Source organism: Novosphingobium sp. B 225 (assembly GCF_002198665.1).
Classification (GTDB): domain Bacteria; phylum Pseudomonadota; class Alphaproteobacteria; order Sphingomonadales; family Sphingomonadaceae; genus Novosphingobium.
The window spans coordinates 166,515-182,724 of the sequence record NZ_MWLM01000064.1 but is presented as its reverse complement, the minus strand read 5'-3'; the positions used below and the strand labels follow the sequence as shown (position 1 = coordinate 182,724).

Below are 16,210 nucleotides of genomic sequence, written 5' to 3'. Positions count from 1 at the left end.
AAGCCATGACCAGGACCGTCCTCAAGTCTGCCACCAAGGAAGTCGTGATCGGCTTTGACCAGCCCTTCGTGATGATCGGCGAACGCATCAACCCCACGGGCCGCAAGCTGCTCGCCGCCGAAATGAAGGAAGGCAATTACGACCGCGTGGTTGCCGATGCCCTCGCCCAGGTCGCGGCGGGTGCCCAGATGCTGGACGTCAATGCGGGTATCCCGCTGGCCGATGAACCGAAGATTCTGGCCGAGGTGATCCAGCTGGTCCAGTCGGTCACCGACGTGCCGCTGTGCATCGACAGCTCGATCATCGAAGCGCTGGAGGCAGGCCTTGCAGTCTATCAGGGCCGCGCGCTGGTCAATTCCACCACGGCCGAAAGCGAAGTGATGGAGCGGGTGCTGCCGTTGGTGAAGAAGTATGATGCGGCGGTGGTCGCGATCTCCAACGACGAGACCGGGATTTCCGAAGACCCGGATGTGCGCTTTGAAATTGCCAAGCTGATCGTCCAGCGTGCGCAGGATCACGGGATCAAGCCGTGCGACGTCGTCGTCGATCCGCTGGTCATGCCGATCGGCGCCATCAACAGCGCCGGGCGCGACGTGTTCCGCCTCGTCCGCCGTCTGCGCGAGGAGCTGGGCGTCAACACTACCTGCGGTGCCTCCAACATCGCCTTTGGCCTGCCGAACCGCCATGCGATCGGCAACAGCTTCCTGCCGATGGCGGCCGGCGCAGGCATGACCAGCGCGATCCTTAACCCGTGCCACGAAGGCGTGGTCGCCGCGATCAAGGCCGCCGATATTCTGAACGGGGTCGATCCCAACTGCGCCAACTGGATCAAGATGTTCCGCGAACCCGCCCCCGAAGGTGAAGGCCGCGGCGGGCGCGGTGGCCGCGAAGGGCGGCGGCGGCGTGGGTGAAGCCGTGCACCACGGCAAATGCCTGTGCGGCGCGGTGACCTACCGCGCGCGCGGGCTTGCCGACATCTGGTATTGCCACTGCACCCAGTGCCGCGCGCTGACCGGGCACTATCTGGCTGCGTGCCGGACCACGCATGACCGGTTGGACGTGGACGGCGACGTGGTCTGGGCGCGCCATTCGGGCACGTCCGAACATGCCCGCTGCGCCGCGTGCGGCAGCCTGTTGTTCTGGACCAACCGCCAGACCGACACGATCAGCGTCCTACCCGGATCGCTGGACAGCACCCAGGGCATTGCGGAACGCGGACACATCTACCTGAGCGAACGGGGCGGCTATTACGCGATCAGCGATGGCCTGCCGCAATTTGCCACCTATCCGGACGAGGGGCTGAGCGCCTGATGAGCGATACATCGCACAAGGTGATCTTCACCCCATCCGGCATCCGTGCCACCGCGAGCCATGGCCAGAGCGTCTATGATGTCGCGCTCGCTTCGGGCGTGGACATACTCTCGATCTGCGGCGGCAAGGGACTGTGCCGGCGCTGCCAGATTGAATTCGAGCCGGGTGACTATTCCAAATTCGGGGTCAAGGTCGAAGCCGACCACCTCTCTGGCTGGACCGACAGCGAAGAGAAAGCGGCCAGGCGCGGTGACCTTAAACCCGGCCGCCGCCTCGCCTGCCGGGCACAGGTGCTGGGTGATGTCGTGGTCGAGGTGCCCGGTGATGCGCGGCATCAGGTGTCGAGCATTTCCAAGGACAGCACCGGCTTTCAGACCGATCTCGATCCCGCAATCCGGCTCTACATGTGCAAGCTGCCCATACCCGAGCTTGATGACAATCCCAGCGACGGCGATGCCCTGGTCGAAGCGCTGCGCGGCTTCGGGGTTGAGACCCGGCTGGAACTGCGCCCGCTGACCAAGCTGCAGCCAATCCTGGCCCAGAACGAGCGTGAACTGATTGCGGTGGTGCGCGACGATGTCAGCGTGATCGACGTCTGGCCGCCCTCGCCGTTCGATGCCTATGGCGCGGCGATCGACATTGGCTCCACTTCGATCGCGCTCTATCTCTACGACCTTACCAACGGCGCGCTGGTCCATCAGGCATCGGCGATGAACCCGCAGATCCGCTATGGCGAAGATCTGATGAGCCGCGTCTCCTATGTGATGATGAACAAGGGCGGCGAGGAAAAGCTGACGGCGGAAATCCGCACCGCCATCGCCGGAATGCTGGAGGACGCACGGGCCAAGCTGGAGCTGGGACCGAACCAGATTCTCGAAGTCGTGCTGGTCGGCAACCCGATCATGCACCACCTGTTCCTGGGCATCAATCCGGTCGAACTGGGGCAGGCCCCGTTCACCCTGGCAGTGAAAGACTGGTTCGAGGCCCCTGCCCCGCTGTTCAATCTGGGCATTTCCGAAACCGCACGGGTGCAGCTGCTGCCGCTGGTTGGCGGGCATGTTGGTGCGGATACCACCGGGGCCTATCTGACCCAGCTCGATACCATGGCCGGGCGGTCGGTGCTGCTGGTCGACATTGGCACCAATGCCGAGATTGTGCTGAGCCATGGCGGGCGCGTCGCGGCCTGTTCATCGCCCACTGGCCCGGCGTTTGAAGGCGCGGAAATCAGCGCCGGGGTGCGCGCGACACCGGGCGCGATCGAGCGGGTGCGGATCGATCCCGTGACCAAGCAACCGCGCTTCAAGGTGATCGGCAGCGATGAATGGCTGAGCGACGATTCTGCCGACATTGCTGAAAAGCGCGTGGTCGGGATCTGCGGTTCGGGCATTTTCGAAGTGATGGTTGAACTGGCCAGCGCCGGACTGATCGAACCGGGCGGGCTGTTCCGTCCCGGCGAGGCACCGCACCGGTTCATTCAGGATGGGCAGAGCTGGAAATACCTGCTGCTCGACCGTCCGGAAAACCCGCTTTACATCAAGCAGACTGACGTCCGCGCAGTGCAGCTGGCCAAGGCAGCGCTGGCTGCGGGGGTGCAGCTGCTGGTCGATTACCTTGACTGTCCGGCATTTGACGAAGTGCTGCTGGCTGGCGCATTCGGCACCCATCTGGACAGTCAGTATGTGGCTGACATCGGGATCATCCCCAATGCCGCGGCCGCGCAGATCCGTTCAATCGGCAATGCCGCGGGCATGGGCGCGGCGATGGCGCTGTACAACCGGGCCGAAAAGGCGCGGATCATCGAAGCGGTAAAGCACATCATCAAAGTTGAGACTGCTACCGAACCCAAGTTCCAGGACTACTTCGTAGCCGCTATGCAATTCCCCACCGCACCCGCAACGCAAGGCGATTCCGCGACTGGCCGAGGCCGCCGCAGCCGCATGCGCGAACGCGGCAGACAAGAAGGACGTTAAGATGTCGAGAGAAGGACGCACCGGAGGCCGCCGTGGCCGCGCCGCCGCCAATGCTGCGGAACTGGCCCCGCGCGAAGCCTATATCACCCGCAAGATCCCGCCCTATTCGGTGCTGGGCGATGATGATCTGGCGCAGCTGGAACGTAACGCCGACACGATTCTGGAAGAGATCGGGATCGACATCAAGGATGACCCCGAAGCGATCGCGCTGTTCGTGGCCGCCGGCGCAACCGCAGATGGTGAGCGCGTGCGCTTTCCGCGCGGCCTGCTGCGCGGCATCGTGCAGAAAAGCGCGCCCCGGATCTTCACCCAGCATGCCCGCAACCCGGCCAACAACGTCCAGATCGGCGGCGACGCGCTGGTGCTGGTCCCGGCCTATGGCAGCCCGTTCGTTTACAGCCGCGAAGGTGGCCGCCGCTATGCCACGATCGAGGACTTCCGCAATTTCGTGAAGCTGGCCTACATGGCTGACAGCCTGCACCATTCGGGCGGCACGATCTGCGAGCCGGTCGACCTGCCGGTCAACAAGCGGCACTTCGACATGGTCTACAGTCATATCAAGTACAGCGACAAACCGTTCATGGGCTCGGTCACGCATCCCGAACGCGCCGAAGATTCGGTCGCCATGGCCAAGATCGTGTTCGGTGACGATTTCGTTGAAAACAACTGCGTGATGATCAACCTGATCAACGCCAATTCGCCGATGACCTTTGACGCGACCATGCTGGGTGCGCTCAAGGTCTATGCCCGGCACAACCAGGCGACCATGATCAGCCCGTTCATCGTCGCCGGAGCGATGAGCCCGGTGACGGTTGCAGCCGTGGCGGCGCAAAGCCTGGCCGAAGGGCTGTGCGGCATGGCGCTGGCCCAGCTGGTCCGCCCCGGCGCTCCGGTGATCTATGGCAACTTCGTGTCATCAATGTCGATGCAGTCTGGCGCGCCGACTTTCGGCACACCCGAAGCATCGCTGATCATCAACGTCGGCGCGGCGCTGGCCCGGCGGCTGGGCGTGCCGTTCCGCAGTGCCGGCGGCTTCAACGCTTCCAAGGTACCCGATGCACAGGCTGCTTATGAAAGCGCCAACACGCTGCAGCAGGGGCTGATGGCAGGCGTCAACTTCATGCTCCACACCGCTGGCTGGCTCGAAGGCGGGCTGGCGATGGGCTATGAAAAATTCGTGATGGACTGCGATCAGGCGGCGATGATGGCGATCTATGCCAAGGGTGTGGACATGAGCGCCAACGGTCAGGCGCTGGATGCCATGGCCGAGGTTGGTCCGGGCCAGCACTTCCTGGGCTGCAGCCACACCCAGGCCAACTTCAAGACCGCGTTCTACCGTTCGACCATTGCTGACAACAACAGCTATGAACAGTGGATCGAAGACGGCAAGCTGGATGCCGAGGAGCGGGCCGAGAAGCTCTACAAGAGCATGCTGGCCAGCTATGTCGCGCCCGAGCTTGATCCCGAAATCGACGCCAAATTGCTGGCCTATATGGAACAGCGCAAGGCCAGTTTCCCGGATTCGAACATCAGCTGAGGAAGCAGTCGGCCTCACCGAACCCTCTCTCTCCCCTTCCATCGTCACCCCGGGCTTGACCCGGGGTGACGATGGNCTCTCTCCCCTTCCATCGTCACCCCGGGCTTGACCCGGGGTCCAGCTGCCTGCCGCAGGCTTGCAGAAGAAACGCTGGATCCCGGGTCAAGCCGGATGGCGCAAACCGGGGCTATTCGCCTTGGAGGCAACCAGATGCACACCGAAGTAATTGACGGGCGGCGTCTCGCCCGCCAGGTAACCGACGCCGTCGCCGCCGAAGCCGCGCGCCTGCCGCGTCGGCCCGGCCTGGCGGTGATCATCGTCGGCGATGATCCGGCCAGCCATCTGTATGTGCGCAACAAGGTGCGCACCGCCGAACAGGTGGGCTTCAAATCGGAAACCGTCCGGCTTGACGCCGATACCAGCGAGGCGGACGTGCTCGCCCGGATCAACTGGCTCAATTCGCGCGATGACATTGACGGGATCCTGGTGCAGCTGCCGCTGCCCCCGCAGATGAACACGCTGCGGGTGATGGCCACGGTCGATCCGCGCAAAGACGTGGACGGGCTCCACGCGCTCAACGCCGGCAAGCTGACGCAGGGCAGCCTAGGGCTGATCCCCTGCACGCCGATGGGCTGCCTCAAAATCATCAAGTCGGTGATCCCTGACCTGACCGGCTGCCACGCCGTGGTAATCGGCGCATCCAACATAGTCGGCAAACCGATGGCAGCGCTGCTGCTGGAGGAAAACGCCACCGTTACCCAGACCCATATCCACACCCGCGACACGCAGTTCATCTGCCGCGGCGCGGACATTCTGGTCAGCGCGGTGGGCAAGCCGGGGCTGGTCCGCGGCAACTGGATCAAGCCGCGCGCGGTGGTGATCGATGTCGGCACCAGCCGGGTTGAACTGCCCGACGGATCGGTGGTGACCAGGGGTGACGTGGCCTTTGATGAAGCCATGGGCGTGGCCGGAGCAATCACGCCCGTGCCCGGCGGGGTCGGCCCGATGACCATTGCCTGCCTGATGGAAAACACCCTGATCGCGGCCAAGGCGCGGATGGGGTGATATTGGGGTTCAGGCAGAGGCGCAGAGGAAGCAAGGGAGGCGCAGAGGTTTAGTGCTGAGCCGCAGGCTCTCCTATCAATGCGGCGCTGCGTTTGGCGGCAAGGTCCGGCAGGAGAGCGGCTTCGCCGCAAGCGGAACTTCTTCGCGCCTCCCCTTCTTCCTCTGCGCCTCTGCGTGAACCAATCCACACGCGCCCCACGGCTCCAACCTTCCGGGCGAAAAACAACTTTCCTACACCCCCCGATTCGTGGCTTATGCTGTCCCATGCAGCCCCGCTTTGCCTGTCCCTCCCCCGCTCCCCAATTGTATCGAGCGTCACGCTGCGTCGCAGGACCGCCGCAAGGGAATTCGCTCAACTCACTGAAATACAACCAACACCTCGAAACCGGAGTTTTCCCCCAGGACAGTGTCAACCGTGTCAACCTGATGCTCTTTACCACCCCGGTCTGGAGCCGCGCTGATACCCTGCATAAATCGCGGGCATGGTCTGGCCAGCACCCCTTGCCCGGTCTAGCCTTGGCCCGAAGGGGAACGGGGAATGACTGACTGGGCTGATGCAATCGACACCGGGGACTATGGCAAATCCAGCCGCACGTTCCTGGGCATGCAGGTCGATCCGCTGGTGTTCTTCCCCACCGCGCTGCTTTCGCTGGCAGTGATCGTCTATTCGGTGCTGGCGCCGGAACAGTCGGCCAGCCTGTTCAATTCGATCCGCGTCGGGGCGACCACCCGGTTTGACTGGTTCTTCATGTCGGCGGGCAACCTGCTGCTGCTGTTCTGCGTGGCAGTCGCCGTGTCCCCGCTCGGGCGGATCCGGCTGGGGGGCAAAGGCGCGGCGCCAGACTATTCACGGATGAGCTGGTTTGCGATGCTGTTCGGCGCGGGCATGGGCATCGGGCTGGTGTTCTATGGGGTGTCCGAACCGGTCTCGCACTTCACGGCCGCCATGGCTGGTGGTCCAGCTGCGCCGCTGGGCGGGGCGGCGGGCGATGCGGCTGTCTCACGCGATCTGGCGATGGCCGCCACGATCTTTGACTGGGCCCTGCACCCCTGGGCGATTTTTGCGGTGACCGGGCTGGCGCTGGCGCTGTTCGCCTATGATTTCAACATGCCCCTGTCGATGCGGTCGGCCTTCTATCCCCTGTTCGGCAAGGCCGTGTGGGGCCGGCTGGGTGACGGGATCGAGGTGCTGGCAGTGTTCGCGACGATCTTCGGCCTGGCCACTTCACTTGGCCTTGGCGCGCAGCAGGCCATGGCCGGGGTGACTTTCCTTTATGGCATACCCAGCTCTCCCACCACGATCCTGGCCCTGATCGCGATCATGTCGGCGGTCACGTTCCTGTCGGTCCGCGGCGGGATTGATCGCGGGATCCGGATCCTGAGCGAGGCCAACATGTGGATGGCGCTGGCGCTGTTGCTGTTTGTGCTGCTGACCGGTTCGGCCATGGCCCTGCTTTCCGATCTGGTCCGCAACACGGTGAACTATCTGTGGTATCTGCCCGCGCTGTCCAACCCGGTGGGGCGGACCGACCAGGGCTTTTACCGCGACTGGTCGGTCTATTACTGGGCCTGGTGGATCAGCTGGGCACCCTTTGTCGGGATGTTCATGGCCCGGATTTCGCTGGGCCGGACCGTGCGCGAATTCATTGCCGGGGCCATGATTGCCCCCAGCCTGCTGGGAATCCTGTGGCTGACGATCTTCGGCGATGCCTCGATCGCCGGGATCCTTTCTGGTCAGGCCGCAAGCCTGCAGGGGGCGAGCCTGGAAACTCAGCTGTTCGAACTGCTGCGGACGCTGCCCTGGGCGCAGGTCACCTCGTTCGCGGCGATCGTGCTGATCCTGGTGTTCTTTGTCACCGGCTGGGATTCGGGCACGCTGGTGATCGATACCATGACCTCTGGCGGGCGCACCGACACGCCGCTGCGGCAGAAAGTGATCTGGCTGTTCGCGGTGGGCGGAATTGGCGTGGTCCTGCTGCTCAGCGGGGGGCTCAGCTCGCTGCAGGCCGGGTCGATCGCCACCGGCCTGCCGCTGGCGCTGGTGCTGCTGCTGATGTGCTGGGGGACGCTGAAAGGCCTGCTGGCGATCCACCGCCGGGCTTGATCAGACTGGCGGCTGAGCCCAGCTCGCAGCCAGCCAGACCAGCGCGACACAGGTCGCCAGCGCCAGATAGGGCAGCACACCCGCGCGCGGGGTAACTTCGGCCCGTTCAAACGGATCCTCGGCCGTGCCCTCGCTGACCGGAAACTTGCCCTTGTCCTGCACATAGTGGCGATAGGCAAAGACCGGCACGATCAACAGCACCGCCAGCAGCCCGTTGCGAAGGGTCCCCTCGCCCCAGACATCGGCCCCGGCCCCCATCCAGGCCATGTTGACGAAGCCCAATACTGCCCCCGTCGCCAGCAGCCAGGTTGGACAGCGATAGGGCCGGTTCCAGTCCTTGCGGTCGATCCGGTGGATCCACCCGGCCTGCAGGTTCAGGAAGTTGAACACGAAGTAGCAGACGTTGGAAATCATCAGCACCGCGAAGTAATCCGATGCCATCAACAGCAGCAGGTTGAAGCCCAGGTCAGTCCACATTGCCGCGGTCGGCGCGCCGTGCTCGTTGACCCGGCTGAGGTACTTGGGCAGCCAGCCGTCAGCCGAAGCCTGATACAACGTGCGCGATGAACCCATCATCGAGGTCATCACGATCAGCAGCAGGGCCAGCACCAGCATGACGATCAGCAGGTTGCCGATCAACGCCCCGCCGCCCACGATCCGGGCCAGCGCCTGCCCCACACCCGAGCCATCATAGATCGTCGGATCCAGCATGCCATCAAGCCCGAGCGAGGCCTGGAACGCCAGCGGCACCAGCGTGAAGATCGCGATGCACAGCAGCCCGGCCGCCAGGATCGCCTTGGCCGTATCACGCGCCGGATCGCGGAACTCGCGGGTATAACACACCGCAGTCTCGAACCCGTAGGTTGACCAGCCCGCCCCGAACATCGCCCCGGCCAGCAGGGTCAGCCCGGCAATATCCCAGGTCCCGAAACCCGGATTGCCCGCCGCATCACGCAGCATCGGCAGCAAGGGGAACAGGTTCTCGCGCGGCAGGTCTCCGGTCAGCAGCGGGACCAGCCCGACCAGCAGCAACGGCGAAAGGCAGATCAGCCCCAGCACTTTCTGGAAATTGGCCGCCCGCGCCGCGCCGTGGTGCTGCAATGCAAAAGTCAGCAGCAGAAAGCCGGCGGCAATCAGCGAGACCAAGTTGATCCTGAGATGCAGCCCATCGCGGACAAACCCGAGATCGAGCAAGTGCCACTGCCAGGTGCGGATCGCGGCATCCGGCGCGAACAGGCTGGCCATGACATAGCCCGCCCCCAGACTGGTCCCCAGCGCTAGCACCGGCGACCAGGCCAGCCAGTTGCACCACACCGATATCGGCGCGATGAACTTGCCATAGGGCAGCCACGCCGCCGCGCCATAGACCGACGCGCCGCCCGACTTGTTGGGATAGAGCCCGGCAATCTCGGCGTAGATGAAGCTTTGCAGGAAGCCCATCAGGATCGAAGCGATCCAGATCACCCAGCTGGGCTGGCCGATCATCGTCGCGATCCCGCCCATGGTCAGCAGCACGCCTGCCGGCACCCCGCTCGACGCCCAGAAGGCATCCTTCCAGTCAAGCTGACGGCGCAGCTGCAACTGCCCGGTCATGTCACTTGCTCCAGCCTGGCTCGCCACTCAGATCCCTCCCCCAAACGCGCCGGGCCCGCCCCCGGTTTGCCACCGGAGGCGAGCCCGCACCGCTGCGTTACCCTTCGGGCTCACTTGCCGAAGTTGTACCGCACACTCACGCCCCAGGTGCGGGGCTTGGCATAGACGCCCAGGGTGTCACCCCAATAGAGCGAGCCGTCAAAAGCGTAGACCCGGTAGGCCTTGTTGAACAGGTTGTTGACGAAGACCGAGATGTCGATCTTCTCATCCGCCGTGGTAAAGCCGACCCGCGCATTGGCCACGGCATAGCCCTTTTCCTGCTCGACCGGGGCGCACATCACGGTGAAGCACATGGAGCTCTGGAACAGCGCATCGCCCTGGATCGAGGCGGTGCCGCCGGCCAGATCGAATTCATACCGCGCCATTGCACTGCCCGAGAACTCGGGCGCCTGCGGCAGATTGTGGTCAACCACGCTCACCCCGTCAGGCAGCAACACGCCCTTGACCTTGCTGGTCTGGTAAGCACCCGACAGCTGCAGGGTCAGCCCCTTCATCGGGCGGGTCGAGAAGTCCGCTTCGATCCCGCTGACCTTGGCCGGAAGGTTGCGCACCACCTGGGTAAAGCCAACCTGCACAAAGGCCTGGTAGTTGCGGTAGTCATAGTGGAACGCGGCGAGGTTGAAGGTGGTCCCCGGCGCCAGCGTGGATTTCAGCCCCAGTTCGTAGGCATTGAGCGTTTCCGGCCGGTAGCCCAGGTTGTTGAGCGTATCGACCAGCGCCGAAGGGAACGGCGTGCCGGTGGAGAAAGTGAACCCGCCCGACTTCGACCCACGGTTGTAACTGGCATAGAGCAGCACGTTGTCAGCCGGTTTGTAGTCAATCTCGGCCTTGGCGGTGATCCCGTCAAAGGTGGGCTTGGCATCAGCCGGAGTGATCGTCACGCCCGAGGTGCCGCTGCCGTACTTCCACGTGGCCGGGGTATTGGTGCCGGTCAGGTCGGTATAGGATACCCCGCCCGGACCGAAGTGCAGCGACAGCGCCCAGGGCGCAAGAGTGTGCACCGCAGTGTAATCGCCTTCCTTGGCATCGCGCCAGTACCGCAGGCCGCCGATCAGCTTGAGCTTGTCGGTCAGTTCGTATTCGTCCTGCATGAAGACGGCGAAGCTTTCGGTGCGCTGGGTGAAGCTGACCGAGGGATCATAGGCGATGAACGGGACGGCGTACTTGGCCTTGTAATCGCCGTCGATGATCATCCCGAAGGCGCCCAGGGTGAAGAAGTTGCGGTCGCTGCTGCGCGACAGGCGCAGTTCCTGCGACACCTGGTTCACCGCCGCATCCTGGAAGAACACGGTGCCCGAAGCATAGCAGGTCAGGCTGGTGTTGGGCGCGGGGCACGGCGCGGTGGCGGGCGGCGTGACGTTTTCGACATAGGGGATTTCGGGCGGGCCATCGCCGCTTTCGATATAGAACTTCTTGAGGTGCTGGTAATCGGTGATCGAAACCAGATCGAACGAGCCCAGCTGCGCATCAAGCCGCAGCGTCGCGCCGAACATCTTGCGATCGACATAGGCCGCGCCGGTGCCCGCGGTCTTCCACGGGCTGCCGCCCTGTGACGCGGCGATCGAGGGGTTGAGGTACCCGTTGCCAGCCGTGCCGGTGCTGCCCCAATAGGCGCAGGTATCGGTCGGCGACATGAATTCGCCCTGGAACTGAGCATTGGGGCAAGCCGGGCCATAGTTATAGACGCCGGCCTGACGTTCCTTGTCGGCCTGCGAATAGCGCAGGGTCAGCTTGGCCTTGAAGCTGCTCGACGGTTCATAGGCAAATATCCCGCGCAGCGCCCAGTGGTTGTTCGCGCCGCGGTCCTTCTCGCCCGGGGTGATGTTCTGGATATAGCCATCATCCCGGTCATAGATGCCCGAAATGCGCGCGCTCAGCGTGTCGCTGAGCGGACCGGACAGCGCACCTTCGATGATGGTCTGGTTGTAACGGCCATAGCTCAGCTTGAGGAAGCCATCGAGCGTGTCGGTCGGCTGGCTGGAGACGAATTGCACTGCGCCGCCGGTGGCGTTGCGGCCAAACAGCGTGCCTTGCGGCCCGCGCAGCGCCTCTACCCGGGCGAGATCGAAGATCGGGAAGCTCGCCGTGGTGATCGAGCTGGCGTAGCTGTCATCCTGATATACCGCGACTGGCGGCTCCTGCTGGTCGCCATAGTCGTTCTGCGACACGCCGCGCATGTTGAACACGACCTGCGACGAGGAATAGGCGTTGTATTTGAGGTTGGGGATCGCGGAGACGATGTCGGTTGCATTGTTGATCGACCGGCGGGCGATTTCATCGCTGCCCAGCACCGAAATCGCGATGCCGACGTCCTGCAGCTTCTGCTCGCGCTTCTGCGCAGTCACCACGATGTCAGCAGGCTGGTCAGCCGCTTCCACTTCCGGAGCGGCCGATTGGGCCATCGCCCCCGTGCCGGTCAGCGCCGCGGCGACGATCGCCAGCGGAGCGCCCGTGCGCAGCAGGACCGAAAAACGTGATGTGTGATACCGAGTGGCCATAGAACCCTCCATTCCTTGGGGCGGCCCGCGGTCATTGCCGTTTGGGTCGCCGCCGATCGACCTCAGATGGCAAGAATGTAGCATATTGAACGCACGTGCAAGACGCTTGCCCCACTGAAAAACCGCGCTTTCGTCAGCAGGCTCGCCACACCTCGGCCCGCACTTGCCGGGTCGTTTGGCGCAGGAATGCGAGGATTTCTGCACAATTGCAGCGCATGGCTCGCGCGATACCCAGCCCCGATATGTTTCATTAATTGAGCTAATGATCTGGTTCAGTCATGCCAATTCCCATGGCAAGGTGCCGCAACGCCTGTTATTAAATCCGCGTTCAATGGGCTGAAGGGGATGATTGAGATGCGCCGCCGCGAACCGGAAGACCGCCGCGTCCAGTTGCTTCAGGCGGCGCTTGCCGCGCTGGCCGATACGGGCATCGAACAGTTCACCATGGCCGAAGTCGCCCGCCGCGCAGACGTATCCCCCGCGCTGGTGGTCCATTACTTTGGCGATCGGGACAAGCTGATCGAGGCGACGTTCCGCCAGCTGGTTGAGCGCGTAACCACCCGGCCCATGAAAGCCCTGACCGCCGGGGATGCGCCCGAGGAACGGCTGCGCGCCTTTGTGCTGGCCCACCTCAATCCCGGCGAACTCAGCTCCGAAGCATCGCGCGCCTGGCTTTCGTTCTGGGGGCTTGCACTCTACACCCCTGCTCTCGCCCGGCTGCAGCGCGTTCATCAGGAACGGATGATTTCCAACCTCAAGCACGAATTGCGCGCGCTGGTGGTGCCGGATGCAGTGAACCGCATCGCCGAAACCGTCGCCGCGCTGATCGACGGGTTCTGGTTGCGAGCGGCACTGGCCGGTGCATGGAAAAGCGATGTCGAGATTCCGGTCGAATGGATTTTCGACACGATTGAGCGCGATCTGGCGCAGGCCCGCTTGCCCCAATCCGGCTTGACCCAGTCCGGTCCTGCCGCTGCCGAAACCAGCTTTGACACGGTCAACCCCGCAACCGGCGCGGTGCTGGCAACGATCCGGATCGACGGCAAGGCAGAGGTCGACAAAGCCGTTGCCCGCGCCGCCGAGGCGCAGAAGCTGTGGGCGCGCACCACCGGGGCCGAACGCGGGCGGATTCTGAACCGCGCCGCTGCCCTGCTGGTCGAACGCAACGAGGACCTTGCCCGGCTCGAAACGCAGGACACTGGCAAACCAATTCAGGAAACCATCGCGGTAGACGTGCTTTCCGGCGCGGACTGCATCGAATATTTCGCCGGGATCGCCCGCACCATCGCGGGCGAGCACCACGATCTTGGCCCCGGCGCGTTTGGCTATACCCGGCGCGAGCCGCTGGGTGTGGTCGCCGGGATCGGGGCGTGGAACTATCCGATCCAGATCGCCTGCTGGAAAAGCGCCCCGGCGCTGGCCTGCGGCAATGCCATGCTGTTCAAGCCGGCCGAATTGACCCCCTTGACCGCGATCGAACTGGAAAAGGTTTACCGCGACGCGGGCCTGCCTGACGGCCTGTTCCAGGTGGTTCAGGGTAAGGCCGACACCGGCCGCCTGCTCAGCCGCCACCCCGGAATCGCCAAGGTCTCGCTCACGGGCGAAGTCGGCACCGGCAAGAAAGTGATGGCCGATGCCGCCGCGACGCTGAAAGTGGTCACGCTGGAACTGGGCGGCAAATCGGCGCTGATCGTGTTCGAGGACGCCAATCTGGACGAGGCGGTTTCGGGCGCGCTGCTCGCCAACTTCTATTCCGCCGGGGAAGTCTGCACCAACGGCACCCGCGTGTTCGTGCACCATACGGTGCGCGATGCTTTCCTCGCCAAGCTGAAAGCCCGGACCGAGGCGATGGTGATCGGCGATCCGCTGGACCCGGCCACGCAAATGGGCGCGCTGATCTCTCAGGCGCATATGAAAAAGGTGCTGGGCTATATCGAGCTGGGCCAGCAGCAGGGCGCCACCTTGCTGACCGGGGGCAAGCGCGCGATGGACGGGGCATTGGCGCAGGGCGCGTTCGTTCAGCCGACCATCTTCACCCACTGCCGCGACGACATGGCGATCGTGCGCGAGGAGATTTTCGGCCCGGTCATGTCGGTGCTGGATTTCAGCGACGAAGCCGAAGTGGTGGCGCGCGCCAACGATACCCAGCTGGGCCTGGCCGCCGGGATCTTCACCAACGACCTGACCCGCGCCCACCGCGTGATCGCTGCGTTGGAAGCCGGGACCTGCTGGATCAACACCTACAACATCACCCCGATCGAACTGCCGTTCGGCGGCAACAAGCAGAGCGGGCTGGGCCGCGAAAACGGCAAGGCGGCGATCGAATACTTCACCCAGCTGAAAAGCGTCTATGTGGCGATGGAGCCGATCGATGCCCCATACTGACCAGTTCGATTTCATCGTGGTCGGCGCGGGCTCTGCAGGCTGCGTGCTGGCTGACCGGCTGAGCGCCGACGGCCAGAACAAGGTGCTGCTGCTGGAAGCGGGCGGATCGGACCGTTCGATCTTCATCCAGATGCCCGCTGCGCTCGCCTATCCGATGAACACCAAGCGGTGGAACTGGGGTTACTACAGCGAGCCTGAGCCGCATTTGAATGGCCGCCGCCTGCACTGCCCGCGCGGGCTGGGTCTGGGCGGGTCAAGTTCGATCAACGGGCTGGTTTACGTGCGCGGCAATCCCTACGATTTCGAGCGCTGGCAGGATGAGGACGGCGCAACGGGCTGGGGCTATGCCGATGTCCTGCCCTATTTCAAACGCGCCGAGACCCGCGCCGAGGGCGGAAACGAATATCGCGGTGGGGATGGACCGCTGTCCACGACTTACGGCACGCTCAAGAACCCGCTCAACCAGGCCTGGCTCGATGCAGCGCAGCAGGCCGGTTACGATCTGACCGAGGACTACAACGGCTTCCGTCAGGAAGGGTTCGGGCGGATGGACATGACCGTGCGCAAGGGCACGCGCTGTTCCGCCGCCAAGGCCTATCTCTATCCCGCCCGCAAGCGATCCAACCTGACCGTGGTACAGCATGCGCTGGCCCGGCGCGTGCTGTTCGAAGGGACCCGCGCGGTGGGGATCGAGTATGAGCGTGGCGGCTCTGTCCATCAGGTCCGCGCCAGCCGCGAGGTGCTGTTGTCAGGCGGTTCGATCAACTCGGTGCAGCTGCTGAAGCTGTCCGGGATCGGCCCGGCAGAGGAACTCAAATCGCTGGGGATCGAGGTCCGCGCGGACCGGGCTGGGGTTGGTGCGAATCTGCAAGACCACCTCGAATTCTATTTCCAGATGGCCTGCACCAAGCCGGTCACGCTGTTCGGGCAGGCCAACTTGCTGGGCAAGGCTATGGTCGGGGCGGAATGGTTGTTCCTGCGGCGCGGGATCGGGGCGTCGAACCAGTTCGAAAGCTGCGGCTTCATCCGCAGCCGCGCCGGGATCAAATATCCGGACATCCAGTACCACTTCTTCCCGATGGCGATCAATTACGATGGCTCCTCCCTTGCCACCGAACACGGATTTCAGGCCCATGTCGGGCCGATGCGCTCGAAAAGCCGGGGCACGGTGACACTGCGCAGCAAGGACCCGCGCGAGCACCCGAAGATCCTGTTCAACTATATGAGCCATCCGGACGACTGGGCCGAAATGCGTTCCTGCGTGCGGCTGACCCGCGAGATTTTCCAGCAAGACGCCTTCGCCCCGTGGCGCGGCCGCGAGATTCAACCTGGGGCGGACTGCACCAGCGACGAAGCGATCGATGCCTTCATCGCCGATCACGTGGAAAGCGCGTTGCACCCGTCGTGCACCTGCAAGATGGGCGCGGCGGACGATCCCATGGCGGTGGTCGATCCAGAGCTGAAAGTGATCGGATTCGAAGGCCTGCGGGTGATCGATTCATCCGTCATGCCATCGATCACCACCGGCAACCTCAACGCGCCTTCGATCATGATCGGTGAAAAGGGCGCGGATCACGTGTTGGGCAAAGGCCTGCTGCCGCGCTCCAATGCCCCCTTCTATACCGCTCCGAACTGGGAAAGCGTGCAACGATGAAGCTGTCTATTTCCGAGCCCGCGCGCGAAATAC

At 63.9% G+C, this 16,210-nt stretch carries 10 protein-coding genes; 8 read left to right on the top strand and 2 right to left on the bottom strand.

Annotated elements, in window-relative coordinates:
* Positions 1–5 precede the first annotated feature (5 nt).
* From MNBBLIKP_RS13295 to MNBBLIKP_RS13270, 6 genes are all read left to right on the top strand, one after another.
* The gene (locus MNBBLIKP_RS13295) at positions 6–911 is read left to right on the top strand and encodes a dihydropteroate synthase (RefSeq protein ID WP_088310736.1); all 906 of its coding nucleotides are present in this window, start codon (positions 6–8) and stop codon (positions 909–911) included.
* The gene (locus MNBBLIKP_RS13290; RefSeq protein ID WP_176399774.1) at positions 904–1,311 is read left to right on the top strand and encodes a GFA family protein; all 408 of its coding nucleotides are present in this window, start codon (positions 904–906) and stop codon (positions 1,309–1,311) included. Before MNBBLIKP_RS13295 ends, MNBBLIKP_RS13290 begins: the two co-directional genes overlap by 8 nt.
* A complete protein-coding gene (locus tag MNBBLIKP_RS13285; RefSeq protein WP_088310734.1) occupies positions 1,311–3,281 on the top strand; it encodes an ASKHA domain-containing protein in 1,971 nt (656 codons plus the stop codon). The genes MNBBLIKP_RS13290 and MNBBLIKP_RS13285 overlap by 1 nt, the downstream gene beginning before the upstream one ends.
* Position 3,282: 1 nt before the next feature.
* Positions 3,283–4,818, top strand: a complete 1,536-nt coding sequence (locus MNBBLIKP_RS13280) for a trimethylamine methyltransferase family protein (RefSeq protein ID WP_088310733.1) — start codon at positions 3,283–3,285, stop codon at positions 4,816–4,818.
* Positions 4,819–5,028: 210 nt separating this feature from the next.
* Positions 5,029–5,883 (top strand): bifunctional 5,10-methylenetetrahydrofolate dehydrogenase/5,10-methenyltetrahydrofolate cyclohydrolase, encoded by an 855-nt coding sequence (locus MNBBLIKP_RS13275; protein ID WP_088310732.1) that lies wholly within the window; start codon positions 5,029–5,031, stop codon positions 5,881–5,883.
* Between the two features lie 538 nt (positions 5,884–6,421).
* A complete protein-coding gene (locus tag MNBBLIKP_RS13270; protein ID WP_088310731.1) occupies positions 6,422–7,987 on the top strand; it encodes a BCCT family transporter in 1,566 nt (521 codons plus the stop codon).
* Here the strand turns inward: MNBBLIKP_RS13270 and MNBBLIKP_RS13265 are convergent, their stop codons facing one another.
* On the bottom strand, positions 7,988–9,607 hold the full coding sequence (locus tag MNBBLIKP_RS13265) for an APC family permease (RefSeq protein ID WP_254913052.1): 1,620 nt from the start codon (positions 9,605–9,607) through the stop codon (positions 7,988–7,990). It lies immediately after the preceding gene.
* An 83-nt stretch (positions 9,608–9,690) separates the two neighbouring features.
* A complete protein-coding gene (locus MNBBLIKP_RS13260; protein WP_254913051.1) occupies positions 9,691–12,138 on the bottom strand; it encodes a TonB-dependent receptor in 2,448 nt (815 codons plus the stop codon).
* Positions 12,139–12,492: 354 nt separating this feature from the next.
* Here MNBBLIKP_RS13260 and betB point away from each other — a divergent pair, with 354 nt between their 5' ends.
* Both betB and betA read left to right on the top strand, forming a co-directional pair.
* Positions 12,493–14,523 (top strand): betaine-aldehyde dehydrogenase, encoded by a 2,031-nt coding sequence (betB, locus tag MNBBLIKP_RS13255; RefSeq protein ID WP_217896687.1) that lies wholly within the window; start codon positions 12,493–12,495, stop codon positions 14,521–14,523.
* Positions 14,510–16,177, top strand: coding sequence for a choline dehydrogenase (gene betA, locus MNBBLIKP_RS13250; RefSeq protein WP_088310727.1), 1,668 nt, complete (start codon positions 14,510–14,512; stop codon positions 16,175–16,177). Before betB ends, betA begins: the two co-directional genes overlap by 14 nt.
* Positions 16,178–16,210 lie beyond the last annotated feature (33 nt).

Bases quoted from the DNA above. Each gene is read 5' to 3' on its own strand.
- MNBBLIKP_RS13295 (WP_088310736.1), top strand. From the start codon at position 6: ATGACCAGGACCGTCCTCAAGTCTGCCACCAAGGAAGTCGTGATCGGC.
- MNBBLIKP_RS13285 (WP_088310734.1), top strand. From the start codon at position 1,311: ATGAGCGATACATCGCACAAGGTGATCTTCACCCCATCCGGCATCCGT.
- MNBBLIKP_RS13280 (WP_088310733.1), top strand. From the start codon at position 3,283: ATGTCGAGAGAAGGACGCACCGGAGGCCGCCGTGGCCGCGCCGCCGCC.
- MNBBLIKP_RS13275 (WP_088310732.1), top strand. From the start codon at position 5,029: ATGCACACCGAAGTAATTGACGGGCGGCGTCTCGCCCGCCAGGTAACC.
- MNBBLIKP_RS13270 (WP_088310731.1), top strand. From the start codon at position 6,422: ATGACTGACTGGGCTGATGCAATCGACACCGGGGACTATGGCAAATCC.
- MNBBLIKP_RS13260 (WP_254913051.1), bottom strand. From the start codon at position 12,138: ATGGCCACTCGGTATCACACATCACGTTTTTCGGTCCTGCTGCGCACG.
- betB (WP_217896687.1), top strand. From the start codon at position 12,493: ATGCGCCGCCGCGAACCGGAAGACCGCCGCGTCCAGTTGCTTCAGGCG.
- betA (WP_088310727.1), top strand. From the start codon at position 14,510: ATGCCCCATACTGACCAGTTCGATTTCATCGTGGTCGGCGCGGGCTCT.